Origin of the sequence: Methylobacterium carpenticola, from assembly GCF_042748905.1 — a bacterium.
GTDB lineage: Bacteria > Pseudomonadota > Alphaproteobacteria > Rhizobiales > Beijerinckiaceae > Methylobacterium > Methylobacterium carpenticola.
This window is the reverse complement of the sequence record NZ_JBHZEO010000001.1, coordinates 2,011,408-2,033,259: the sequence shown is the minus strand read 5'-3', so window position 1 is coordinate 2,033,259 and position 21,852 is coordinate 2,011,408. Positions and strand designations below refer to the sequence as shown.

The 21,852-nt window shown below is 71.6% G+C and carries 23 protein-coding genes and 1 tRNA gene; 10 read left to right on the top strand and 14 right to left on the bottom strand.

The window, feature by feature from the left end; genetic code table 11:
• Positions 1-11: 11 nt before the first annotated feature.
• Together ACE101_RS09675 and ACE101_RS09670 are read right to left on the bottom strand one after the other, a co-directional pair.
• Positions 12-842: a DUF1206 domain-containing protein gene (locus ACE101_RS09675; protein WP_379128478.1), complete on the bottom strand. Its 831-nt coding sequence runs from the start codon at positions 840-842 to the stop codon at positions 12-14.
• A 9-nt stretch (positions 843-851) separates the two neighbouring features.
• Positions 852-1,391 (bottom strand): tellurite resistance TerB family protein, encoded by a 540-nt coding sequence (locus tag ACE101_RS09670; protein ID WP_379128475.1) that lies wholly within the window; start codon positions 1,389-1,391, stop codon positions 852-854.
• 117 nt (positions 1,392-1,508) lie between these two features.
• Between ACE101_RS09670 and ACE101_RS09665 the strand changes: the two genes are divergently transcribed.
• Positions 1,509-2,312 carry a DUF3750 domain-containing protein gene (locus tag ACE101_RS09665; RefSeq protein WP_379138574.1) on the top strand — a complete coding sequence of 268 codons (804 nt, stop codon included), beginning with the start codon at positions 1,509-1,511 and terminating at the stop codon, positions 2,310-2,312.
• A gap of 42 nt (positions 2,313-2,354) precedes the next feature.
• Here ACE101_RS09665 and ACE101_RS09660 read toward each other — a convergent pair whose 3' ends face one another.
• Positions 2,355-2,528 (bottom strand): CsbD family protein, encoded by a 174-nt coding sequence (locus ACE101_RS09660; RefSeq protein WP_379128472.1) that lies wholly within the window; start codon positions 2,526-2,528, stop codon positions 2,355-2,357.
• Between the two features lie 143 nt (positions 2,529-2,671).
• On the opposite strand from ACE101_RS09660, the gene ACE101_RS09655 reads away from it, so the two are divergent.
• Positions 2,672-3,259 carry a phosphatase PAP2 family protein gene (locus ACE101_RS09655; RefSeq protein ID WP_379128470.1) on the top strand — a complete coding sequence of 196 codons (588 nt, stop codon included), beginning with the start codon at positions 2,672-2,674 and terminating at the stop codon, positions 3,257-3,259.
• A 9-nt stretch (positions 3,260-3,268) separates the two neighbouring features.
• Here the strand turns inward: ACE101_RS09655 and ACE101_RS09650 are convergent, their stop codons facing one another.
• The 3 genes from ACE101_RS09650 to ACE101_RS09640 are packed head-to-tail and all read right to left on the bottom strand — an operon-like array spanning position 3,269 to position 8,272.
• Entirely contained in the window at positions 3,269-6,385 is a 3,117-nt protein-coding gene (locus ACE101_RS09650; RefSeq protein WP_379128467.1) for an efflux RND transporter permease subunit, read from the bottom strand.
• Positions 6,386-6,440: 55 nt separating this feature from the next.
• Positions 6,441-7,631 (bottom strand): efflux RND transporter periplasmic adaptor subunit, encoded by a 1,191-nt coding sequence (locus tag ACE101_RS09645; RefSeq protein WP_379128464.1) that lies wholly within the window; start codon positions 7,629-7,631, stop codon positions 6,441-6,443.
• Positions 7,631-8,272: a TetR/AcrR family transcriptional regulator gene (locus ACE101_RS09640; protein WP_379128462.1), complete on the bottom strand. Its 642-nt coding sequence runs from the start codon at positions 8,270-8,272 to the stop codon at positions 7,631-7,633. The genes ACE101_RS09645 and ACE101_RS09640 overlap by 1 nt, the downstream gene beginning before the upstream one ends.
• A gap of 137 nt (positions 8,273-8,409) precedes the next feature.
• Between ACE101_RS09640 and ACE101_RS09635 the strand changes: the two genes are divergently transcribed.
• Entirely contained in the window at positions 8,410-8,589 is a 180-nt protein-coding gene (locus ACE101_RS09635) for a hypothetical protein (protein WP_379128459.1), read from the top strand.
• 82 nt (positions 8,590-8,671) lie between these two features.
• On the opposite strand, the gene efeB is transcribed toward ACE101_RS09635, so the two are convergent.
• From efeB to efeU, 3 genes are read right to left on the bottom strand one after another with little or no spacing between them, the layout of a single operon-like run.
• The gene (gene efeB, locus ACE101_RS09630) at positions 8,672-9,913 is read right to left on the bottom strand and encodes an iron uptake transporter deferrochelatase/peroxidase subunit (protein ID WP_379128456.1); all 1,242 of its coding nucleotides are present in this window, start codon (positions 9,911-9,913) and stop codon (positions 8,672-8,674) included.
• Between the two features lie 10 nt (positions 9,914-9,923).
• The gene (gene efeO, locus ACE101_RS09625) at positions 9,924-11,036 is read right to left on the bottom strand and encodes an iron uptake system protein EfeO (protein ID WP_379128453.1); all 1,113 of its coding nucleotides are present in this window, start codon (positions 11,034-11,036) and stop codon (positions 9,924-9,926) included.
• A gap of 21 nt (positions 11,037-11,057) precedes the next feature.
• Entirely contained in the window at positions 11,058-11,891 is an 834-nt protein-coding gene (gene efeU, locus ACE101_RS09620; protein WP_379128450.1) for an iron uptake transporter permease EfeU, read from the bottom strand.
• A gap of 241 nt (positions 11,892-12,132) precedes the next feature.
• Here efeU and ACE101_RS09615 point away from each other — a divergent pair, with 241 nt between their 5' ends.
• The 4 genes from ACE101_RS09615 to ACE101_RS09600 all read left to right on the top strand — a co-directional run bounded on the left by ACE101_RS09615 (position 12,133) and on the right by ACE101_RS09600 (position 15,960).
• Positions 12,133-12,786 (top strand): ABC transporter ATP-binding protein, encoded by a 654-nt coding sequence (locus ACE101_RS09615; RefSeq protein WP_379128448.1) that lies wholly within the window; start codon positions 12,133-12,135, stop codon positions 12,784-12,786.
• A 48-nt stretch (positions 12,787-12,834) separates the two neighbouring features.
• Positions 12,835-14,076 carry a KpsE/RkpR family capsule polysaccharide export protein gene (locus ACE101_RS09610; protein ID WP_379128446.1) on the top strand — a complete coding sequence of 414 codons (1,242 nt, stop codon included), beginning with the start codon at positions 12,835-12,837 and terminating at the stop codon, positions 14,074-14,076.
• 13 nt (positions 14,077-14,089) lie between these two features.
• Positions 14,090-14,830, top strand: coding sequence for an SHOCT domain-containing protein (locus tag ACE101_RS09605; protein ID WP_379128444.1), 741 nt, complete (start codon positions 14,090-14,092; stop codon positions 14,828-14,830).
• A 68-nt stretch (positions 14,831-14,898) separates the two neighbouring features.
• On the top strand, positions 14,899-15,960 hold the full coding sequence (locus ACE101_RS09600) for a spore photoproduct lyase family protein (protein WP_379138571.1): 1,062 nt from the start codon (positions 14,899-14,901) through the stop codon (positions 15,958-15,960).
• A gap of 7 nt (positions 15,961-15,967) precedes the next feature.
• Here ACE101_RS09600 and ACE101_RS09595 read toward each other — a convergent pair whose 3' ends face one another.
• Positions 15,968-16,276 (bottom strand): ETC complex I subunit, encoded by a 309-nt coding sequence (locus ACE101_RS09595; protein ID WP_379128441.1) that lies wholly within the window; start codon positions 16,274-16,276, stop codon positions 15,968-15,970.
• Positions 16,277-16,302: 26 nt separating this feature from the next.
• A tRNA-Pro gene (locus ACE101_RS09590) sits at positions 16,303-16,379 on the bottom strand.
• Positions 16,380-16,511: 132 nt separating this feature from the next.
• Between ACE101_RS09590 and ACE101_RS09585 the strand changes: the two genes are divergently transcribed.
• The 3 genes from ACE101_RS09585 (at position 16,512) to ACE101_RS09575 (ending at position 18,339) form a co-directional block, all read left to right on the top strand.
• Entirely contained in the window at positions 16,512-17,309 is a 798-nt protein-coding gene (locus ACE101_RS09585; RefSeq protein ID WP_379128439.1) for an ABC transporter permease, read from the top strand.
• 95 nt (positions 17,310-17,404) lie between these two features.
• Positions 17,405-18,106: a glutathione binding-like protein gene (locus tag ACE101_RS09580; protein WP_379128436.1), complete on the top strand. Its 702-nt coding sequence runs from the start codon at positions 17,405-17,407 to the stop codon at positions 18,104-18,106.
• A gap of 53 nt (positions 18,107-18,159) precedes the next feature.
• On the top strand, positions 18,160-18,339 hold the full coding sequence (locus tag ACE101_RS09575) for a hypothetical protein (protein WP_379128433.1): 180 nt from the start codon (positions 18,160-18,162) through the stop codon (positions 18,337-18,339).
• Here the strand turns inward: ACE101_RS09575 and ACE101_RS09570 are convergent.
• The 3 genes from ACE101_RS09570 to ACE101_RS09560 all read right to left on the bottom strand — a co-directional run bounded on the left by ACE101_RS09570 (position 18,311) and on the right by ACE101_RS09560 (position 21,589).
• Entirely contained in the window at positions 18,311-19,318 is a 1,008-nt protein-coding gene (locus ACE101_RS09570) for an NAD-dependent epimerase/dehydratase family protein (RefSeq protein WP_379128430.1), read from the bottom strand. The two genes, ACE101_RS09575 and ACE101_RS09570, sit on opposite strands and share 29 nt — an antisense overlap.
• Before the next feature lie 175 nt (positions 19,319-19,493).
• On the bottom strand, positions 19,494-19,994 hold the full coding sequence (locus ACE101_RS09565; protein ID WP_379128427.1) for a GNAT family N-acetyltransferase: 501 nt from the start codon (positions 19,992-19,994) through the stop codon (positions 19,494-19,496).
• Complete coding sequence (locus ACE101_RS09560) at positions 19,979-21,589, bottom strand: glucan biosynthesis protein G (protein ID WP_379128424.1); 1,611 nt, start codon at positions 21,587-21,589, stop codon at positions 19,979-19,981. Before ACE101_RS09560 ends, ACE101_RS09565 begins: the two co-directional genes overlap by 16 nt.
• Between the last annotated feature and the right edge of the window lie 263 nt (positions 21,590-21,852).

Here is a 21,852-nt window from a genome sequence, read left to right as displayed (position 1 = left end):
GGGCCCCGCGCTCAGGGGCGGCGCTTGGGCGCGAGATCCTCGAGATCGGGCGGGTCGATGCGGCGGTAGCGGGCCTGGACGAGGCCGAAGGCGCCGAAGGCGGCGAGCCCCGCCGCCGTGAGGCCGAGGAGCACCGGGCCGTAGGGCTGGTCTCGCAGCGTGCGAAGGGCGCCGCCGAGGCCGGTCACGGCGCTCGACCGGCTCTCCACCGCCGCGACGACCAGGAAGCCGCCGATCAGCCAGAACACGACCCCGCGCGCGGCGTAGCCGAACCGGCCCGCCAGCGTCGCCCAGTGGCGCGCATCCACCGGCAGGGCGAGGGAGCGCGTGACATCCCCACGCCAGCCCTTGAGCAGGAAGGCGCAGCCGGCCCCGATCACCGCCGCGCCCGCGAGCCCCACCGCCACGGCCCCGAAGGGCTCCCGCAGGAGCCACGCGGTCCAGTCCCGGGCGGTCGCGTCCTCCGGACCGCCGCCGCCCTGCCCGAGGGCCGCGCGGGCCACCGAGAGGGCGAGCGAGCCGTAGAGGAACCCGCTGATCCCGTGCCCGGCCCGCACCGCGAGGCCCTTCGCCGAACGTCCGTGCCGGTCGGCATCGGTCGCCGCCTCGATCCAGCGCCAAAGGGCGAAGCCCGCGAGCCCGGCCGCCACCACGCCGAGCATCAGGCGGCCGAAGGGCTTGTCGAGGAGCACCATCAGGGCGCTGCGGCTGCCGCCGGTCCGCCCGCCCCCGCCCAGGGCGGCGAGCAGAGCGAGGCCGCCGACGAGGCAGTAGGTCAGGCCGCGGGCGCCGTAGCCGGCCCGGGCCAGGATCTCGAGGAGGGGTGGGCGGCGCTCACGCATGGGTGGCTGTCAGGCTCCCACCTCCGCCTCGACCCGGGCGATCGCGTCGGGTTCGACGTCGAGCGCCGCGGCGAGGCGGTTGAGGAAGTCCCGCTCCTGAACCGTATCGGGATCGATGGCGAGGCGCGCCGCCGCGTAGACCCGGGCCGCCGTCTCGGGGTCCGAGACCCGGTCGGCGATCTCGTCGATGTCGGGGGGATCGCGCAGCAGGTCCTCGAACCCGCGCCGGCCCGTCTCGTCGAGGCCGGCCTCGGCGAGGGCGGCGTCGAGCCGGGCCCGCTCCTGCGCGTCGATCATGCCATCCGCCAGGGTCGCCGCCACCATCGCGCGCAGGAACAGGGACGCTTCGTCATCGCTGACCTCGCCCGCCTCGAAGGGCTGCCGGGCCGCCTCGGCCGGCGGAGCCTCCGCCTCCTGGCGGTTCAGCGCACGATAGCCGAGGCCGGCGATGAGGGCGAGGCCGCCGAGGGCCACGCTCGCCACCAGCCCGCCCGGCCCGCTCCGGCGGGACCGCACCAGGGCATCGACCAGTTGTCTCGTATCGGCCATGCGGGCCTCCTTCGCAGCATCGTCGCCGCCACAACGGCGAAGGCGCCCGTCCAGTTCGATCGCGGCCTGATGCCGCCTCATGTTGCACTGCACCGCAGCTTCAACCATCTTCCGGGCATGCTGGTCCTGCTGGCGTGCCTGCGCCTCGTCCTCTCCGCCATCCTCGCCCTCCTCCTGCTGTTCCTCGTCCCCCTCGCCGCCCATGCCCTCTGGTGGTGGTCGCGCGACGACAAGGCGCCCGACTGGGCGACGGCGGATTGGTCGAGCGCGCGCCTGCTCCCGCCCGCCGCCGCGGCGCCCGGGGCGGTGGTGCGCATCTACGCGGCCCGGGTCGGGCGCTGGCGGGGCATCTTCGCCCATCACACCTGGGTCGTGATCAAGGAGGCGGGTGCCCCGCGCTACACGCGCTTCGACGTGGTCGGCTGGGGCCTGCCGGTGCGCCAGGATGCCTATCCGGCGGACGGGCGCTGGTTCGGCAACCCGCCCCAGGTGGTGCTCGCCCTTGACGGCGAGGAGGCGGCCCGCGCGGTGCCGAAGATCCGGGCGGCCGTCGCGACCTACCCCTACCGGGCGGCGGGCACCTACAGCGCGTGGCCGGGGCCGAACTCGAACACCTTCGTGGCCCATCTCCTGCGGGCCGTGCCGGCGGTGCAGGCGGCGCTGCCGCCCACGGCCCTGGGGAAGGATTTCTCCGAGCGGATCCTCGCGCCGACGCCGAGCCGCACCGGCATCCAGCTCTCGCTGCGGGGCTATGCCGGGCTGAGCGTCGGGCTCGTCGAGGGGATCGAGATCAACCTGCTCGGTGCCGTGGCCGGCCTCGACCTGCGCCGCCCGGCCCTGAAGCTCCCGGGCTGGGGCCGCGTCGGCATGGATCCCGCCGGCGCGACCGAGACGCTGATCGCGCCGACCCCGAGCACCTGAGCGGGCCGGCCGAAAACCGGCCCGCCATGGGGTATCGGTGCCTCAGCGGCCCTTGAAGGCGTCCTTGACCGCGCCGACGGTGTTCTGGATCTTGCCCTTGATCTGGTCGGCCAGCCCTTCGCTGCGCAGCTTCTCGTCGCCGGTCAGGTTTCCGAGGCCTTCCTTGATCTTCCCGCCCGTGTTGGTGGCGGCGCCTTCGATCCGATCCTTGTCCATGATCTCCTCCGATCGTCGGTGGATTCGAGGATTTGAGAACGGCGAGGGTGGCGGAACGGTTCCGGCGGCGGAGCCTCCACCGCTCCAGCGCGGATTTCCCGGCCATCGCTTGCGACGCTTGGCCGGGCGCTGCGTTGTCGGGGATGCCGAACCGCCACCTTTCGCCCGGCCGCCTCCGCCGCGCCGATCCTCTCGCCCGCGTCGAAGCCGCCGACGTCGCGCTCGCCCTGCGGCTCGCCGCCGCCAAGGACCATCCGGCCGTGCGGGGGATCGCCGCCCTGAGCGAGGCGGGCAGCCAGCAGGCGCTCCTCGCCCTCTGCGGCGGGATCCTGGCCTACGGCCTCGCCACGGGCGATCCGAGGGCCCGTCGCGCCGGGCTCCACGCGCTCGTCGCTCACGGGGTGGCGAGCGGGATCAAGACCGGGATCAAGCGCCTCGTCCGGCGCACGCGGCCGAACGAATTCATGGATACGGGCGATTACGTCTTCGCGCCGGGCGGCATCCGCCACGGCCCGCTGCAATCCTTTCCCTCCGGCCACGCCGCGGTCAGCGTGGCGGTGGCCCGCTCCCTCGGCCGGACCCGCCCGGGCCTGCGGCCGGCCGCCGACCTCGCCGCGGCCGCGGTGGCCCTCGCGCAGCTGCCGCGGGGCGCGCATTACCCCGCGGACGTGGTGGCGGGCGTCGCGATCGGCCTCGTGGCCGAGGCCGCGGCGGCAAGGCTCCTGCCCTGAGTTTCCTGCCTATTCCGCGGCGATCCGCGGCGGGGCCGGGTAGGCGGCGGGCGGCGCCTGCGGCTCCGGCTCGTCGACGGGGCCGATGAAGCGCCCGAACAGGCGGCCGAACAGCCGCGAGAGGTCGTCCATCAGCACGAAGATCGCCGGCACGAAGAGCAGCGAGAGCAGCGTCGAGACGATCAGGCCCGAGATCACCGCGATCGCCATCGGCGAGCGGAACTCGCCGCCGATGCCGAGCGCCATCGCGGAGGGCACCATGCCGGCCGCCATGGCGATCGTCGTCATCACGATCGGCCGGGCGCGCTTGCGGCCCGCATCGATGATCGCGGTGGCCCGGTCGACCCCGCGGGCCATCTCCTCGACCGCGAAATCCACCAGCATGATGGCGTTCTTCGTCACCACGCCGAGCAGCATCAGGATGCCGATCACCACCGGCATCGAGATCGGCCGGTTGAAGATCAGGAGGCCGAGGATCGCCCCGCCGATGGAGAGCGGCAGCGAGAACAGGATGGTGAGCGGCTGCAGGAAGGAGCCGAACAGCAGGATCAGCACGCCGAGCACCATCATCAGGCCGGCGCCCATCGCCATGGCGAAGCCCTCGAAGACCTCGCCCATCACCTCGGCGTCGCCGGTCTGGCGCAGCTCCACCCCGGGCGGCAGGTTCCGGGCGGCGGGCGTCGCGAGCGCCGCCTTGATCGCCTCCGCCAGCGCGTCCGAGCCCTGGAGATTGGCCTCCAGCGCCACGCGCACCGCCCGGTCGTAGCGGTCGATGGCGGTGGGGCCGCGGCCGAGGCTGATATCGGCCACCGCCGTCAGCGGCACCGCGGCGCCGCTCTTCGTCGGCACCTTGAGGGTCTCCAGCGTCTCCAGGTCGCCGCGGGTCTCGACCGGGAGCTGGACCCGGATCGGGATCTGCCGGTCGACGGCGTTGAACTTGGCGAGGTTGGCGCCGATGTCGCCGATCGTGCCGACCCGCACCGTCTCGGCGATGGTGTCGGTCGAGACGCCGAGATCGGCGGCGACCGCGGGTTTCGGGCGGATGCGCACCTCGGTGCGGTCGAGGGGCGCCGTCGACATCACGTTGACGAGGTTGGGGACCTGGGCGACCTCGCGCTGCATTCGCTCGGCCACGTCCTTCACCACCGCGATGTCGGGGCCGGCGACGATGAGGGCGAAGTCGCGCTGGCCGCCGTCGCGCAGGGACCAGTAGCGGATGTCGGGCTCCTCGCGCAGCAGCGCCATGATCGCCGCCTCGACATCCGCCTGCTTGCGCGCGCGGGCGTTCTTGGGGGTGAGATTGACGGTGAGCGTGGCGAGCCGGATCTCCTTCTTGCCCGGCAGCTGGCGCCCGCCATCGACGAAGACCGAGCGCACCTCGGGCAGGGAGCGGATCTTGTCCGCGACGCGGTCCGAGACCGCGATGGTGTCGTCGAGCTTGGCCCCGGGCGGCAGTTCCAGCACCACGAGCGTGCGGGCCGCGTCCTCCTTGGGCAGGAAGCCGGCCGGCAGGAGGCGGGTCGACATCAGGGAGCCGGCGAAGAGGGCGAGGCCCACCACCAGCGTGATGTACTTGTGCCGCACCGACCACGCCACCACGCGGGTATAGGTGCGCAGCACCGGGCCGGGCGTCTCCTCCGCGTGGCCGTGGTCGCGCATGAAGTAGGCCGCCATCATCGGCGTGATCAGGCGCGCCACCAGCAGCGACATGAACACCGCCGCCGCGATGGTGAGGCCGAACTGCTTGAAGTACTGGCCGGCGATGCCGCCCATGAACGAGACCGGCGCGAAGATCGCCACCAGGGTCGCGGTGATGGCGATCACCGCGAGGCCGATCTCGTCGGCGCCCTCGATCGCCGCCCGGTAGGGCGACTTGCCGAGCCGGATGTGGCGGACGATGTTCTCGATCTCCACGATCGCGTCGTCCACCAGGATGCCGGTGACGAGGGTAATGGCGAGCAGGCTCACGGCGTTGAGCGAGAAGCCCATGGCGCTCATCGCCCAGAAGGTCGGCAGCACCGAGAGCGGCAGGGCCACCGCGGCGATGAGCGTCGCGCGCCAGTCGCGCAGGAACAGGAACACCACCAGCACCGCGAGGGCGGCACCCTCCATCAGGCCGTGCATGGCCGATTCGTAGTTGCCGATCGTGTTGGTGACCGAGGTGTCGATGAGGTCGAAGCGCACGTTCGGATAGGCTGTGCGCAGCTCGTCGATCTTCCTGGCCACCACCTCCGCCACCGAGGCGTCGCTGGCGCCGCTGGCGCGGGAGATCGCGAAGGCGACCACCGGCTCGCCGTTCAGCCGCGCGAAGGTGCGCGGCTCCTCGGCCCCGTCGCTCAGGGTCGCGAGGTCGTCGAGGCGCACCTTGCGCCCGCCCGGCAGCACGATCGAGGTCGCGGCGAGCGTGTCGAGATTCGCCGAGGCGGCGAGCGTGCGGATCGACTGCTCCTGGCCGCCGAGTTCGGCCCGTCCGCCTGCCATGTCGGCGCTGGTAAGGCGCAGCTGGCGGTTCACGTCGGCGGCGGTGATGCCGAGCGAGAGCAGCCGGTCGGGCTTGAGGGTGACGCGCACCTCGCGGGCGACGCCGCCGAGCCGCTCCACGCCGCCGACCCCGCGCAGGCCCTGGATCTGGCGCGCCACCACGTCGTCCACGAACCACGACAGGTCCTCGGGCGTCATGGCGGGCGCCGTGGCGCCGTAGACCATGATCGGCAGGCCCGCGATCTCGACGCGGTTGATGATCGGCTCCTCGATCGTCCGCGGCAGGTTCATGCGGATCTTGGCGATCGCGTCCTTGACGTCGTTCACGGCCCGGTCGGTGTTGACCTCCAGGCGGAATTCCACCGTCGTCGCCGAATTGCCCTCGGTGATCGCCGAGGTGATGTGCTTGACGCCCTTCACGCCCGCCACCGCGTCCTCGACCCACTTGGTCACCTGGGTCTGGAGTTCGGAGGGCGCCGCGCCCGGCTGGTTGATCGACACCGAGACGATCGGCAGGTCGATGTTGGGGAAGCGGGTGACCGGCAGGCTGCGGAAGCTCACGAGCCCGAGGAGCCCGAGCACCAGGAACAGCACGACCGAGGGGATCGGCTTGCGGATCGCCCAGGCGGAGACGTTGAGGCGCATCGTTCGGATCCTCGGCGCTCAGGGCGCCGGCACGAGGGAATCGGAGGCGCGGGGATCAGGGGCGCGGGAGGGCATCGGCGGTCGCGGCCTGCGCGGGAAAGACGGGGCGAACCCGGTCTCCATCGCGCAGGAAGCTGCCGGCCCGGGCGACGACGGCTTCGCCCGCCTTCACCCCGTCGCGGATCTCGATCTGGCCCGCCGCCGAGAGGCCGGTGCGGACGGCGCGTGCCTCGACGCGGTCGTCGGCCACCACCAGCACGGTGGCGCCGCCATTGCCGTAGACCACCGAGGCCACCGGCACGGCGACGCCGGTGCGGCGCGCCACCTCGACGCTGCCGCGGGCGAAGGCGCCGATGCGCAGGCGCGGATCGGGCTGGAGACGGATGCGGACCTTGCCGAGCCGCGTCGCCTTGTCGATCTCCGGATAGACCGCGCGCACGCGCCCCGGCACCACCACCGGTCCCTCCGGGGTGTCGAGGTCGAGCTGCGCGGGCGCGTCCGTCCTCAGACGCGGCATGCCGGTCTCGGTCACCTCGCCCTCCAGCTCGATCTCCCCGCGGGCGATCAGGCGGAAGAGCGGCTCGGCCGTGGCGCTCGCCGTCGCGCCCACGCGGGCGGTGCGGCGGCTGACGATGCCGCCCTCGGGGGCGCGGATCTCGGTGCGGGCGAGCTTCAGGTCGAGCTCCTTGCGCTGGGCCTTGGCCTGCAGCAGCTCCGCCTCGGCGATGGACAGGCCGTTGCGGGCCGCCGCGAGCCGGCCGTCCGCCGAGCGCGCCGCGGAGGTGCGCTGCTCCATCAGCACCTCGGTGGCGTTGCCGGTCTTCATCAGGGTGCGGGTGCGGTCGAGGGCGAGGGTGGCCTCCACCTGCGCGGCCTCCGCCTGCACGATGGTGCTGCGCGCCTGCTCGATCGCCGCCTCCGCCCGGGCGATGGCGGCGGCGTTCTGGGCGAGCTGGGTGTCGAGCAGCTCGCGGGAGAGGCGGGCGAGCACCGCGCCCCGCGCCACCCGGTCGCCCTCCTCCACCAGGAGCTCGATGATGCGGCAGCCCTCGATCTCGGGGGAGACCATGATCTCGTCGCGCGGCACCAGGGTGCCGGTGACGACGGCGCGCTCCACGATCTCGCGCTCGGCCGCGACCACCACCGTGACGGCGGGCACCGGCACGTCGGTCTGGGTCGCCCCGGCCGCCGGCGGCAGCAGGAGCAGCGCGGCGAGCGACCCGGCGAGGAGGCGGAGGCGGGACATCACGGGGTATCCTGATTGGCAGTCGCGGGCGCGAGCGCCCGGGTCGGATCGAATCGCCCCGCCAGCGCGGCTTCAATCAGCCGCGACATGGCGTCGAGAATGGGGCCGGGGTCGAAATCGGGGACGAGCGCCCGGCGCACGATGATGCCGTCCGCCATCACCATCACGACCTGCGTCAGCGCCTCGGCATCGAGGCCCGGGCCGCCGGCCTCGCGGAAGATGCCGGCGATCATCCCGCGCATCTCCCGCTCGAAATCCCGGCAGATCGCCGCCAGGGCGGGGTTGCGGGTCGCCTCCGACCACATCTCGATGCAGAGGATCGCCTTGGCGGCGGGCTCGTCCACGAGGTGGCGCCGCGCCAGCCCGAAGAAGGCGCCGATCAGGTCGGCCCCCGTCGGCAGGGCCGCGAAATCCACCGACACCGTACCCCGGTCGCGCTCGGCGAGGCCGGCGACGATCGCGTCCTTCGACGGGAAGTAGCGGTAGAGGTTGCCGGGGCTCATGCCGGCCTCCGCCGCCACGTCCTGCATGGTCGTGCGGTGGAATCCCGTGCGCACGAAGCAGCGCTCGGCGGCGTCGAGGATGCGGCTCCGCCGCTCCTCGGCGGGATCGGATCGGTCAAGGGCGGGATGGACCGACACGGCGTTCCGGCGACGGGGATGAGAATGAACGTTCATTCTCTACTCCGGACGCGCGCGTCCCGCAAGATCCGCCGGGCAACCCACGCTCGGGCGCGGCGTTGTGGTGTCAGAAATATCGACCCTTCGAGGAAACGCGGATGACCATCTTCCAGATCAGGCACACGGCCACCGGCGCCGTGCTGTGGACCGGTGGGGCGGAGAACGAGCAGCAGGCCCTCGACGCCATGGCGCGCGAGGCGGGCTACGCGGATTACGCGTCGCTTCCGGAGACCCTGCGCGGTCCGGGGGCGCAGGTGGACCGGCTCAATCTCGGCTGAGCGGACGCCGCGCGGGGAGATGCTGCGCGGACGCCCCGAGACAGGGCGCGGGATGAGCGATCCCGCGCCGAGCCGCTCGGCCCTACGCGTCGACCAGGAGGCTCTGACCGAGGAACCCGTCCGGTGCGGAGACGCCCGGCAGGGCGAAGAAATAGCCGCCGCCGACCGGCTTGATGTATTCCTCCAGCGGCTCGCCATCGAGGCGCTTCTGCACCGCCACGAAGCCCGCGTCGAGGTCGCGCTGGAACGACACGAAGATCAGGCCCATGTCGAGCTGGCCGGAGGCCGAGATCCCGGCGGAGTAGTTGTAGCCGCGGCGCAGGATCCGGTTGCGCGCCGTCTCGGCCGTGCGCGGGTTGGCGAGCCGGATATGCGCGTCGAGGGGCGTGCGCTCGCCCTTCGGGTCCGAGGCGTAGTCGGGAATCGCGTGCTCGCGCGTCTCGCCGAGGGGGGCGCCCGTCTCCTTGTGGCGGCCCATGATCTGCTCCTGCTCGCGCAGCGGCGTGCGGTCCCAGCGCTCGACGAGGTTCCGCACGAGGCGGAGCACCTGATAGGAGCCGTTCGTCGCCCAGGCCGGCTCGCCGTCCTCCGGCCCCACCCAGACCTGGGCGCGCATCAGCTCGGCGTCCCGGGTGTCGAGATTGGCAGTGCCGTCCTTGAAGCCCAGCATGTTGCGCACGGTGTCCTGCCCCGCGCGCTTGACCACGTGCGGCGGCAGGAAGCCCTCGTGCTTCCAGCGCAGGGCGAGCAGGCCCGGCGTGGTGCGGATGACGTCCCGCAGGGCGTGGATGGCGGTGTCGGCGGTGTTGGCGCAGAGCTGCAGCAGCAGGTCGCCGTGGCAGAGCTTGGCGTCGAGGGAATCGTTCGGGAACCGGTCCATCGGCCGCAGCCGGCGCGGTTTGCGCGCGGCGAGCCCGTAGCGCTCGTCGAACAGGCTCGCGCCGACCGCGAGCGTCGCCGTCAGGTTGTCGGGCCGGACCTCGGGACCGAGGATCCCGGAATCGGCCGGCGGCAGGCGCGGGTCGAGATCCGGCACCCGGCCGCCCACCGTCAGATAGGCGAAGCGGTCGGTGAGGATGCGGAACAGGCGGGCGAGTTCGCCGCGATCCTCCGCCAGCACGTCGAAGGCGACGAACAGGGCCGAGGCGGGCTGCGGCGTGACGATGCCGGCCTGATGGAGACCGTGGAAGGGCTGGCGGTCGTTGGTGCCGTCCGCCTCCTCGAGGGAGGCCGCGCGGCCGGGCGCGGGCGCGAGCGCGGCGGCACCGCCGCCGGCGGCGAGCCCGCGCAGCAGGGTGCGGCGGGAGGGGGAGCCGAGCGTCATGGCACTGCCCTCAATCGAGACCGAGCTTGCCGCGCAGGGTCGAGAGATCCTCGGCCAGCACCGTGATCGGCCCCTTGAGGGCCTGCCGGTCGCGGTCGCTGAGCTTGTCGTAGGGCGCGAAGCTGCCGTCCTCGGCCCGATACTTCATCAGCAGGGCATCGACCCGGGCGAAGTTCTTGTCGGTGCGGGCGATGAACTCGGGATCCTGCTTCTCGACCAGGGGCCGCAGCAGGTCGAAGATCTTGCGCGACCCCTCGACGTTGGCGTGGAAATCCGAGAGGTCGGTGCGGCTGTAGCGGTCCTCCTCGCCGGAGATCTTGGTGGCGGCGACCTCCTCGATCAGGGCGGCGGCCCCGCCCACCATCTTGGAGGGCGGGATGGTGAGTTCGGCGATGCGGCGCTTCAGCTCCTCGGCATCGGCCATGAGCTTGTCGGCATGGGGGCCGAGGCCCTCCGTGCTGGCGTCGGCCCACAGCCCCTTCTCGATGCGGTGGAAGCCGATGAAGCCCGGATCGGCCTCCTTCAGCTCGAAATCGTCCGCCCGCACGTCCATGCTCTTGTCGAGGTCGTTGAACAGCGAGGCGACGGGCTCGATCCGCTCGTAGGGCTGGCGGGCGGCGGCGAAGAGGGCCTTCGCCTCGGCGATCTGGCCGGCCTTCACCGCCGCCGTGAAGGCGCGCGTGCGCTCCACGAAGAGGTCGACCTGGCCCGAGACGTAGTGCTTGTAGGCGGCGAGCGGCCCGACGAGGGCCATCGGGTCCGGGGGCCCGCCGGCCGCGGCGGGCCCGGCGGCGGCGAGCACGGTGAGCGTGCCCTTCGGGTTGCTGAGGAGGCCGCAGGTCATCTCATAGGCGCCCGGCTGCAGCGTCGCGGTGAGCGACTGCACGAAGCCCGGGATGATGTTCTCCCGCTCCTCCACGATCATCGTGCCCTGCAGGATCTCCCATTCCAGCACCCGCCGGCTCTGGTTGCGGATGCGGAAGACCGATCTGCCCGCCGGGACGGTCAGGCTCGCCGGCTCGCAGCCCTTGTCCGTCACCGTCACGGCGACGGGATCGGAGGCCGCGAGGGCGCTCCCGGTCAGGGCTAGGAGCGCGGCGAGAGGCGCGAGGCGGGGCGTCATGGAGGCGAGGTCCATCGCAGGTCAGGCGTGAAGGGATTCGGGCCGGGGCGCGGCGACGGGCGCGCGCGCCGCGCCGAGGAAGAGCCAGAGGCCGGGGATCAGGAAGGCGAGGTAGAGCAGCACCTCGCCCCAGGCCGGGGCCTCCTGGTAGCCGAAGATGCCGGTGAGGAGCGTGCCGAGGAGCGTGTCGGCCGGGATGACGCCGCTGAGATCGAAGGCCGTCGCCTGGAGGTGGTTCCAGAGCCCGGCCTCGTGGAAGGCGCGCAGCGCGCTCGCGAGGAGGCCCGCCGCCACGAACAGGATGAACACCCCGGTCCAGCGGAAGAAGCGCCGCAGGTCGAGGCGCACCGCCCCGCGGGCGATGCCCCACCCCACCAGCACCGAGGCGGCGATGCCGAGCGCGGCGCCCGCCGGCACGCCCCAGCCCACGTCCTGCTGGACCGTGGCGAGGAGGAAGAACACCGATTCGAGCCCCTCGCGCCCGACCGCCAGGAAGGCCATGACGGCGAGCCCGAAGCCGCCCCGGTTCAGGGCCGCGTCGACGGCGCCATGCAGGTCCGCCTTCACGGAGCGGGCGGCCTTGCGCATCCAGAACACCATCCCGGTCAGCATGCCGGCGGCGAGGAGCGCGATCGTCCCCTCGACGAGCTCCTGCTGCTTCTGGGGGAATTCCGCGCCGATCGCGTCGAGGGCGAGACCGAGGCCGAGGCACAGGACGGCCGCGAGCCCGACGCCGGCCCAGACGGCCGGCATCCACGCGCGCCGGCCGGTCTGAGCGAGGTATCCGGCGATGATGCCGACGATCAGCGCCGCCTCGATCCCCTCGCGCAGCATGATCAGGAAAGCGATGAGCACGATCGGAAACCCGTACGGTGTTACGACAGGTGCGCGCTCTTAATCCATCGACCGGCCTTCGAGAAGCCGGCATTTCGAAGCGAACCTTCTTTATAACAAGTCGAAACTATGCCGGGCCTGCGAAGGACGAAGGCCGGCGTGCTTCTCAGATTCGCCGCTTTCCCCCCCTAGGCGGAAGCGTGGGTGCATGCCGCCGGCCGGCGGCGCTTCCCTGCCGCCCGGATTCACCGACCGTCGAACCATGATCCGCTTCGAGAACGTCACCAAGGTCTACAAGACGAGCGGCCACCGCCGCACCGTCCTCGACCGGGCGTCCTTCACCATGCGCTCGGGCGTCAGCTACGGCATCCTCGGCATCAACGGCGCCGGCAAGTCCACGATGATCCGGATGATGGCCGGCGCCGAGGGCCTGACCAAGGGCCGGATCATCCGCACCTCGCGGGTGTCCTGGCCGCTCGGCTTCGCGGGCGGCTTCCACCCGATGATGACCGGCAAGGAGAACGCGATCTTCGTGGCCCGCGTCTACGGCGAGGATCCGCGCAAGGTGCTCGACTTCGTCACCGACTTCGCGGAGATCGGCGACTACATCAACGTGCCGATCCGCACGTATTCGTCCGGCATGTCGTCCCGCTTCAACTTCGGCATGAGCATGGCGATACCGTTCGACACCTACCTCATCGACGAGATCACCTCGGTGGGCGATGCGCGCTTCCAGGCGCGCTGCGAGGAAGTGTGGAGCAAGCGCCGGGCGAATGCCGACATCATCATGTGCTCGCACAACATGGACGTGCTGCGCCAGTACAGCAGCGAAGGGATCGTGCTGGCGAACGGGCGGGCGGTGATCTATTCGGACATCAACGACGCCATCGAGGTCTACCAGCGCTTGAACCAGTAGGCCGGCCCCGCCGCCCCGCGCTTCGAGCATGAACGGAATCACCCCCGCATGACGGTCGACGCCCGCAACCCGACAGGCCAGCCGCTGAACCCGGCGGAGCGCTCGCGCCTGATCTCGGAATCCCTGCGCCAGATGGCGCGCGTGTCGCGCTACAACGACCCGCGCCAGCAGCTGCGCGAGGCGCGCGCGCTCCGGCGCCGGGACATCCTCACGCCGGTGCTGTTCGTGGCCCTGTTCGTGGTCCCGTCCCTGATGGGCGTCGCCCTGTTCGGGTTCTACCTGTCGGACCGCTACCTGACCGAGGCGCATTTCGCGATCCGCCCGGCCATCGGCGCCGCCGAGAACACCGCCAAGGACAATGTCGGCACCTCGGCCGGCATCCCCAAGGAGATGATCGCCCAGGACACGCTCCTGGTCTCCGAATACATCATGAGCCGGCCGATGGTGGAGGCGATCGAGCGCAAGCTTCCCTTGCGCGAGATGTTCTCCCGCGATAGCATCGACTTCTTCTCGCGCTTCGACCCGGAGAAGCCGATCGAGAAGCTCGTGCGCTACTGGCGGAGCCGGGTCGAGGTGAAGATCGAGGGCACGTCCGGCATCCTCTCGGTGACCGTGAACGCGTTCGACCCGCAGGAATCCGTGGCGATCAACAAGGCGATCCTCGCCGAGAGCGAGCGGATGGTGAACGATCTCACCGCCAAGGCCCGGCAGGACGCCCTCGCCGAGAGCGAGCGCGAGCTGAAGCGCGCCGAGGCGCGCCTGATGGACCTCCAGCTCGCGGTGCGCGACCTGCGCAACCGCGACGGCGTGCTCGACGCCCAGAAGACCAACGAGGCCAACGTCAAGATGGTCGCGCAGGTGCGCGAGCAGCGCATCAACCTCGCGGTGAAGCTGACGCTCCTGCAGCGCGACCTCAAGGACGATGCGCGCAGCATCCAGGACCTGAAGGCGCAGATCGCCCAGCTCGACGGCACCATCGCCCGCCTGGAGCGCGAGGCGACGACCCAGGACCCGAACCAGCGGCGGGCGCTGGCGGACGCCCTCACGCGCTTCGAGCAGCTCGACGTCGACCGCAAGAACGCCCAGACCTTCTACGGGCTCGTCATCGCCGCGCGGGAGCGCGCCCGGATGATCGCCGACCGCCAGATCGAGTTCTTCAGCGTCGTGGTGGAGCCGATCCTGCCGCAATCGGCGCAGCGTCCCCTGCGCAGCCTGTGGATCGGCTGCGTGGTGGCGGGGGCCGCCGTGGCCTTCGCGCTCGCGGTGCTGCTGCGCAAATCCATCGCCTGACCGGAACGCCCCGATGTCCGACCTCGCCACCATCGCCGCCCGCCATGGCTTCTCCGTGGAAGCCGCCCGCCATCTGCTCGACGCCCTCGCGCTCGGCGGCGGCACGCAGGCCCAGTTCAACCATCCGGAACTCGGCGGGATGGGGCAGTGGTCGGGCGGCATGATCATGATCGGCGATATGTTCAACACCGGCCTCCAGGCGCGGGTGGCGGCGCTCTGCGCCGAACTCGCGCCGCTGGCCGGAACGGCCGGCGCGGGGGGCGGCACCGCCTCGGGCGGCTGGTGGCCGGCGGAGCTCGGGCGGCCCTCCTCGGCGGGCGCCCAGAACGCCATGCGCTACGCCGTCTTTCCGGAGACCCGGCGGCTCGCCGTCGAATCGGCCGGCCGGCTCACCGTCTACGACACCGGCGACCACCTGATCGGCGGCGTGTCGCAGCAGCAGGGGTCCGGGCAGAGCCTGCTGCTGACGAGCCAGTACGGCGCGGTGCCGCTGGAGAGCCTGACCGTCGTGTCGGGCGCGGGCCATGCCGCTCCTCCCGCGCCGTCCTTCGCCCCGTCGCCCGTCGCCCCGCCGCCGGCTCCCGCGGAGGTGCCGGCCCCGGCCTTCTCCCCAGCTCCGGCCCCGGCCCCAGCTCCGGCCCCGGCCGAGGACGTCCTCGGCATCCTGGAGCGCCTCGCGGAGCTTCACCGCAAGGGCGTGGTGAGCGAGGCCGAGTTCGCGGCCAAGAAGAGCGAGCTGCTGGCGCGGCTTTAGGGCGCTGCCCGGCCGCGGCTCCGGCGCTCCATATCGGGTGGGGCACCTCCCACCCGTGAGCCTTCGCCCTGTCCCCCTCGCCGCTCGCCATCGACACCATCTATCTCGAACCCGCCGCCGGGACCCTTCCGCGCGGGCAGGAGATCCTCGCGCGCTTCCCGCAGGCGCGGCGCATCCCGGTCGCCTCGCACTGGAACATCCCGGAGCTGCACGGCAATGCCGGATCGGCCGAGGATTGGCTGCGGATCAAGCGCTCCACCCTCGTTCTCGGCGTGAAGAAGGGTCTGGGCCTGCGGCCCAACGGGCGCAGCGCGCATTTCATCGCCCCGTCGAGTTCCAACGGCTGCGCGATGGCCTGCGCCTATTGCTACGTGCCGCGCCGCAAGGGCTACGCCAACCCGATCACGCTCTTCGCCAATACCGGGGAGATCGGCCGCGCCATCACCCGGCACGCCGCACGGCAGGGGCCGCTTCCCGCGCCGGACCAGATCGACGAGGGCGCCTGGGTCTACGATATCGGCGAGAACGGCGACCTCTCGGTGGATGCGCTGGTCTGCGACAGCGTGCGCGACCTCGTCGCCCTCTTCCGCGGCCTGCCCAACGCCAAGGGCTCCTTCGCCACGAAGTTCGTCAATCCCGACCTCCTCGCCTACGCGCCGCAGGGCCGGACGCGGATCCGCTTCTCGCTGATGCCGGAGCGGGTCGCGAAGGTGGTGGATGTGCGGACCTCACCGGTCCCCGCGCGCATCGCCGCGATCGACGACTTCGTCCGGGCCGGCTACGAGGTCCACGTCAACTTCTCGCCGGTGATCCTCTACGAGGGCTGGGAGGCGGATTGGCGCGACCTCTTCCGCAGCCTCGATGCGGGCATCGGCGCGCCCGCCCGGGCCCAGTTCGCGGCGGAGATCATCTTCCTCACCCACAATGCCGGCCTGCACGCGGTGAACCTGCGCTGGCATCCGCGGGCCGAGGAGTGGCTCTGGCGGCCGGACATCCAGGAGAGCAAGCGCTCGGAGGGCGGCCAGGAGAACCTGCGCTACCGCAGCGGCTGGAAGGGCCGCTGGCTCGACCGGTTCCGCCGCCTCCTGGCGGAGGAACTCCCGTATTGCCGGGTGCGCTACGCCTTCTGAATCCGGTTCAGTGGGTCCAGGGCGCGGAGCGGTTGAACTTGAAGTTGTCCGCGTAGGAGAGGCCCTTGCGCAGGGGCGGCTTCGGCTCCTCGATCCGGTAGGCGATGCCCTCGCGCGCCGCGTAGGCCACCGCCTCCTCCTTGGTGTCGAATTCGAGCCGCACCTGCTGGAGCATGTCGGAGGACGAGGTCCAGCCCATCAGCGGATCCGTCTCGCGCGGGGCGGTCTGGTCGAATTCCAGCACCCACTGCTTGGTCCGGGCCATGCCGGATTGCGAGGGATCCTTCGCGGGCTTGTAGATGCGGGCGCTGGCCATGCGGTGTCTGTTCCTGGGCAAGCCGCTGGTCGGGGCGGCCGGATTCGAACCAGCGACCCTCTGGTCCCAAACCAGATGCGCTACCAGACTGCGCTACGCCCCGACGCCGGCTACGGCCCTGGTGCTGTACCGGTTCCGGGCCGGAGCCGCAAGCGGATCGCCGCCTCTCGCTCGCCGCAATGCCAGGGCAGATCCCGCGCGCGGTCACCGCGGCTGGACCTCCGGAGCCCCGACCTTGTCCCTCTTCGCCGATCAAACCGTCGCGCTTCGCAAGCAATCCGCGCTGCAGGTGCAGTTCCAGGTCCTGCACGCGCTCATCCTGCGCGACATCCGCACCCGCTTCGGCCGCACCATGTGGGGCTACGCGATCGTGGTGCTCTGGCCCTGTGCGCACCTCTTCGTCCTGATCACCATCTTCACCGTGCGTCACATGCCGGCGGCGATCGGGGACAGCCTCGCCCGGTTCATCTTCACCGGCATGATGCCGATGCTGGTCTTCATCTATCTGGCGCGCAAGATGATGGAGGGGGTCGGCATGAACAAGCCGCTGCTATCCTTCCCCGACGTCAAGCTCCTCGATGTCTGCCTGTCGCGCGGCATCATCGAAGTGCTGAACGCCTGCATGAGCACGGTCATCGTGATGGCCATCCTGCTCGCCTTCGGCGCCGACCCGTTCCCGGACGACAACTTCGCTGCGCTCGTCGCCTTCCTCACCGCGGTCGTCTTCGCCTTCGGCACCGGCCTCATCGCCTGCAACATCGTCGTCGTCTTTCCGCCGTTCCAGATCGGGTTCGCCCTCTTCGTCATCCTGTTCTACGGCCTGAGCGGCGTGTTCTTCCTGCCCGAGGGGATGCCGGCCGAAGTCTACCACGCGATGCTGTGGAATCCGGTCTCCAACTCGATCATGCTGTTCCGGGCGGCCTATTATCCGGAATACGCCACGGAAGCGTCGGCCCTCTACGTGTTCGTGGTCGGCGGCAGCATGATCCTGATCGGCCTGGCCTGGGAGCGCTTCATCACGCGCTATCTCTGAGCCGTGCCGGAGCCGGCGGCCGCGAGCTTGACCCCGGCCGCACCGCACACCACTTCCGCGGCGTCCCGACCCGGACGGAAGCCGCGGAGCCAAGGATGATCGACCTCTACTACTGGACGACGCCGAACGGTCACAAGGTGACGATGTTCCTGGAAGAGGCGGGCCTGCCCTACGCGATCAAGCCCGTGAACATCGGCAAGGGCGAGCAGTTCCAGCCCGACTTCCTCAAGATCGCCCCCAACAACCGCATCCCGGCCATCGTCGATCACGAGCCCGCGGGCGGCGGCGCACCGGTGTCGCTGTTCGAGTCCGGGGCGATCCTGCTCTATCTGGCCGAGAAGACCGGGCGCTTCATCCCCGCCGACCTGCGCGGCCGGGCCGAGGTTCTGCAATGGCTGTTCTGGCAGATGGGCGGCCTCGGTCCGATGGCCGGCCAGAACCATCACTTCGTCCAGTACGCGCCGGAGCAGATCCCCTACGCGATCAACCGCTACGTGAACGAGACCAACCGGCTCTACGGCGTCCTCGACCGGCGCCTCGCCGACCGGCCCTTCGTGGCGGGCGAGGCCTACGGCATCGCCGACATGGCGATCTATCCCTGGATCGTGCCCCACGAGCGGCAGCGCCAGAACCTCGACGATCATCCCAACCTGAAGCGCTGGTTCCAGGCCGTCGCCGAGCGCCCGGCCACCAAGGCCGCCTACGCCCGGGCGGCGGAGATCAACCAGCAGCCGACGATGTCCGACGAGGCCAAGCAGATCATGTTCGGCCAGACGGCCACGAACACCCAGCGCTGAGCCGCTCCCGCGACCTGCCCGCGACTTGCCCATGACCTGCCCATGACCTGCCCATGACTTGGCGCACGCCGCTGCGCCTCGCCCTGACGGTCCTGCCGCCGCTCATCGGCGTCGTCCTGATCGGCCAGGCGGTCGTCGCCTCGATCGGCGGCGACATCCGCCGCTGGCAATTCGCCCTCGGCGCCCTCTGCATCGCCCTGAGCTTTACGGGCCGGCTCGTCCCCCGGGAGTGAGCGGCAGCGCGCCGGCGCCGATCGCGCCGCGCGAGGCCCAGGGCGACGCGTAGGCCGGATCATGCGCGAAGGGCGGATCCCGCCCTTCGCGCAGGGCGTCCAGGATCGCCGCGAAATCGGTCCGGCATCGGAAGCCGAGGACGCGCTCGGCCAAGCCCGCATCGTAGACGCGGCCGATCCGGCGCGGGAGCTGCCAGCCCCGCGCCGCGTAGAGATCCGGCGCATCGGGGAACAGGCGCGCCACCACGGAGGCGGCATCCTCCCCGAGCGCCGCCGCATCGTCCCGGCGGAAGGGCGTCGGCGCCGAGACGAGGAAGAGGCCGAAGCCGAGGAACGGGGCGCGCTCCAGGGCGGCGAGATGCGCCGCGGCCGCGTCCTCGACGGTGAGGCGCCGGTGCAGGAACTCGTTGGCCTTGAGGTTCGGCCCCGGCAGGGCGTGGTCGCTGTCGTCCTCCTCGGGGAAGAAGCGGCCGGTGCGGAGCACCACGCAGCCGAGCCCGTGCTCGCGCGCGAACAGGCGGCAGAGGCCCTCGGCGGCGAGCTTCGTCACCCCGTAGATGTTGCGGGGCGCGAGCGGGCCGGCCTCCTCGTCGAGCCAGACGGCCGCACCACCCGCCCGCGCGCGGATCGCCTCCGAGATCATCAGCGAGGTGGTGGAGGTGAGGACGAAACGGTCGTGGCCGGCCGCGACCGCCGCCTCCAGCAGGGTGAGCGTCCCGGTGACGTTCACGTCGAGGAAGGCCTGGGGCCCGACCCGCGCGATGTCGGGCTTATGCAGGGCCCCCGCGTGGATGATGGCCTCGATGCCCTCGCCCGCGAGGGTGCGGGCGACGAGCGCCCGGTCGCAGACGGAGCCGACCGCCTGCGTCCCGGGACCGGGTGCGACGTCGAGACCGGTGACCGCGTGGCCGGCGGCGCGCAGGCGGGGCGCCAGGGCGCGGCCGAGCCAGCCGGAGGATCCGGTGAGGAGGATGCGCATCGCCGATGGCCCGTCAGGATGGGAGGGAGGATGTCATGCGGTTTCCGGATGATCGCTTCGCGATGCGGGAAACCGGCCTCGCTCAGGCGCCGCGCGGGCTCGTGATACGGCTTCCGAAAGTGATCTTCCGGAAACCGTATCATGCGGTTCGCGCACTGATCATCCGGAAACCGGATCACCCGGCCTCGCCGCCGAGCGCCTTCTCGTAGCGCCACGCCGTGGTGCCGTCCTCATAATAGCGGGGAACGGTGGCGAAGCGCCGATAGCCCGCCCGCTCGTAGAGGCGGATGCCGGGGCCGTTGTCCTCGCGCACTTCCAGGCGCAGGCGCGCGCAGCCGTGGCGGCGCGCCTCGGCCTCGACGGCGTCGAGCAGGATGCGGCCGAGCCCGGTCCCTCCCCGGCTCGGCGCCACCGCGATCGAGCTCAGCCGCGCGACCCGGCTGGTGCGCCGCCGCTCGATCGTCGCGGCCCCGACCAGCACGGCCCCGTCGAGGGCCACCAGCACCGACATGGTCGGCGAATCGATGGCGTGGCGGATCGCCCGGCGCTCCGCCCGGTCGCCGGCGAAGGCCGCCGCCTCCAGGGCGACGAGGGCGTCGAGATCGGCGCGCGTCGCGGGGCGGATCGCCACCCGCGCGGCCGGATCGGAGAGGGCCGCGCTCACGCGGCCGTCCACGGGAAGGTCCAGGTCTCGGAGAGCGTGCGCCCGCCGGCGCGCAGGAAGGCCCGCAGATCCGTCGACTGGCCCGGCTGGTCGAGCACCACGTCGAGGGCGGCGCGGAAGCCCTTCACGTGCAGGTTCGGCACCAGCGAGGTCGCGACGATGCGGCCCTGCGTGGCCGAGGGCACGATCTCCACCGCCTTCGGGTCGGACAGCCAGTAGGCGAGGTCGCCGCCCGAGAAGTCGATGAGGAAGCGCCGGGCCAGCGGGTCCGGGGCCTCGCCCGAGCCGCCGCTCGCCGCGCTGCGCGCCACGTAGGTGTTCACCACCCGGGCACCCGGATGCAGGCCCTCGCTCTCGCCGAGCGCCCGCAGGGTATAGGAGAGTTCGACCGGCTGGCCCGGCGCGTAGGGCGTGCGCGGCTGCCAGTAGGCGACCACGTTGTCGTGGGTCTCGTTGCCGGTGGGCAGCTCCACGAGGTGCACCGCCCCCTCGCCCCAGCCGCCCTGCGGCTCCACCCAGTAGCTCGGGCGGCGGTGGTAGAAGGCTTCGAGATCCTGGTAGTTCTCGAACACCCGGTCGCGCTGCATCAGGCCGAAGCCCTTCGGGTCGCGGTCCTGGAAGGAGGAGATCCAGCGCTCCTTCGGGTTGCGCAAGGGCCGCCAGATCCACTCCCCTCCGCCCGACTGCATCAGCAGCCCGTCCGAATCGTGCAGCTCGGGCCGGTAATCGTCCGAGCGGTGCCGGTCGTTCTCGCCGATGAAGAACATCGAGGTGAGTGGCGCGATCCCGATCCCCGCCACCTCCCGCCGCGGATGCAGCGAGACCCGGACGTCCACCACCGTCTCGTCCCCAGGATAGACCAGGAACTGGAAGGCCCCCGTGCAGGCGGCGCTGTCGAGAAGGCCGTAGATCACCGCCCGGTCGGCGTGCTTGGGCGGCAGCTCGATCCAGAACTCGCGGAAGAAGGGGAATTCCTCGGGACCGCCCGCGGCCTCGACGTTCACGGCGAGCCCCCGCGCCGAGAGCCCGTAGAGCTGGTCGCGCCCGAGGAAGCGGAAGTAGCTGGCGCCCAGGAAGGCGATCAGCTCGTCGAGGACGGAGGGCTTGTTGAGGGGATAGTGCAGGCGGAAGCCCGCGAAGCCGAGATTGAGCGGCAGCGGCCCGCCGAGCTTGGTGCGGCCGAAATCGAACAGGCTGGTCTGGTAGGGGACCGGCGTCGGCACGCCCTCGCGCACCACGTTCACGGTCACCGGCCGCTTGAACAGGAAGCCGAGATGGAAGAGCTGGAGGCGGAACGGCCCGCCCTGGTCGCCGAGCAGCGCCTTGTCGGGCCGGAAGCGGATGTCGCGCCAGCCGTCGTAATCGAGATCGGCCAGGGCCGGCGGCAGCGCCGGCAGGCCGGCATCGAACGGCGCCGCGGCGAGGTCGCGGGCGCGGCGGACCACGTCGTCGAACCGGAACGGCGTGGGGCCGGCGGGCGGCGCCGCCGGCAGGGCGCTCGGGCCCGGCTGGGTCGGCCCGACCTGGGCCCGCGCGGACGACGCGGGAAAGGCGGTGCCCGCGAGCAGGCCCGCCAGCAGCGCGCGGCGCGAAGGGTCGATCGGCATCGTGCTCAAGTTTCCTTTCCGTCGGGACCCGGTGAATGAACGCTTCCCGGCGGCTTGAGAAGGGGGCTCGCGTGCGGGCGCCGCGCGACGGCGTGGCCGATCCGCCACCCGGCCCGAATTCCGCTGGAATCCGCAATTTCGGGGTTGCGATCCGGGGGCGTCGTCCGTATCTACCGCCTTGCCCAATTTCGCACGTGCCTGTGGCCGCGTGCCGGTTGGTGGGCATCCGGACAAGAGGCCGGACAGCCGCCAGGGGTCTTAAA

Excerpts from the sequence above, each read along its gene's own strand:
- ACE101_RS09675 (WP_379128478.1), bottom strand. The coding sequence starts at position 842 with ATGCGTGAGCGCCGCCCACCCCTCCTCGAGATCCTGGCCCGGGCCGGC.
- ACE101_RS09670 (WP_379128475.1), bottom strand. The coding sequence starts at position 1,391 with ATGGCCGATACGAGACAACTGGTCGATGCCCTGGTGCGGTCCCGCCGG.
- ACE101_RS09665 (WP_379138574.1), top strand. The coding sequence starts at position 1,509 with ATGCTGGTCCTGCTGGCGTGCCTGCGCCTCGTCCTCTCCGCCATCCTC.
- ACE101_RS09660 (WP_379128472.1), bottom strand. The coding sequence starts at position 2,528 with ATGGACAAGGATCGGATCGAAGGCGCCGCCACCAACACGGGCGGGAAG.
- ACE101_RS09655 (WP_379128470.1), top strand. The coding sequence starts at position 2,672 with ATGCCGAACCGCCACCTTTCGCCCGGCCGCCTCCGCCGCGCCGATCCT.
- ACE101_RS09650 (WP_379128467.1), bottom strand. The coding sequence starts at position 6,385 with ATGCGCCTCAACGTCTCCGCCTGGGCGATCCGCAAGCCGATCCCCTCG.
- ACE101_RS09645 (WP_379128464.1), bottom strand. The coding sequence starts at position 7,631 with ATGTCCCGCCTCCGCCTCCTCGCCGGGTCGCTCGCCGCGCTGCTCCTG.
- ACE101_RS09635 (WP_379128459.1), top strand. The coding sequence starts at position 8,410 with ATGACCATCTTCCAGATCAGGCACACGGCCACCGGCGCCGTGCTGTGG.
- efeB (WP_379128456.1), bottom strand. The coding sequence starts at position 9,913 with ATGACGCTCGGCTCCCCCTCCCGCCGCACCCTGCTGCGCGGGCTCGCC.
- efeO (WP_379128453.1), bottom strand. The coding sequence starts at position 11,036 with ATGACGCCCCGCCTCGCGCCTCTCGCCGCGCTCCTAGCCCTGACCGGG.
- ACE101_RS09615 (WP_379128448.1), top strand. The coding sequence starts at position 12,133 with ATGATCCGCTTCGAGAACGTCACCAAGGTCTACAAGACGAGCGGCCAC.
- ACE101_RS09610 (WP_379128446.1), top strand. The coding sequence starts at position 12,835 with ATGACGGTCGACGCCCGCAACCCGACAGGCCAGCCGCTGAACCCGGCG.
- ACE101_RS09605 (WP_379128444.1), top strand. The coding sequence starts at position 14,090 with ATGTCCGACCTCGCCACCATCGCCGCCCGCCATGGCTTCTCCGTGGAA.
- ACE101_RS09595 (WP_379128441.1), bottom strand. The coding sequence starts at position 16,276 with ATGGCCAGCGCCCGCATCTACAAGCCCGCGAAGGATCCCTCGCAATCC.
- ACE101_RS09580 (WP_379128436.1), top strand. The coding sequence starts at position 17,405 with ATGATCGACCTCTACTACTGGACGACGCCGAACGGTCACAAGGTGACG.
- ACE101_RS09575 (WP_379128433.1), top strand. The coding sequence starts at position 18,160 with ATGACTTGGCGCACGCCGCTGCGCCTCGCCCTGACGGTCCTGCCGCCG.
- ACE101_RS09570 (WP_379128430.1), bottom strand. The coding sequence starts at position 19,318 with ATGCGCATCCTCCTCACCGGATCCTCCGGCTGGCTCGGCCGCGCCCTG.
- ACE101_RS09560 (WP_379128424.1), bottom strand. The coding sequence starts at position 21,589 with ATGCCGATCGACCCTTCGCGCCGCGCGCTGCTGGCGGGCCTGCTCGCG.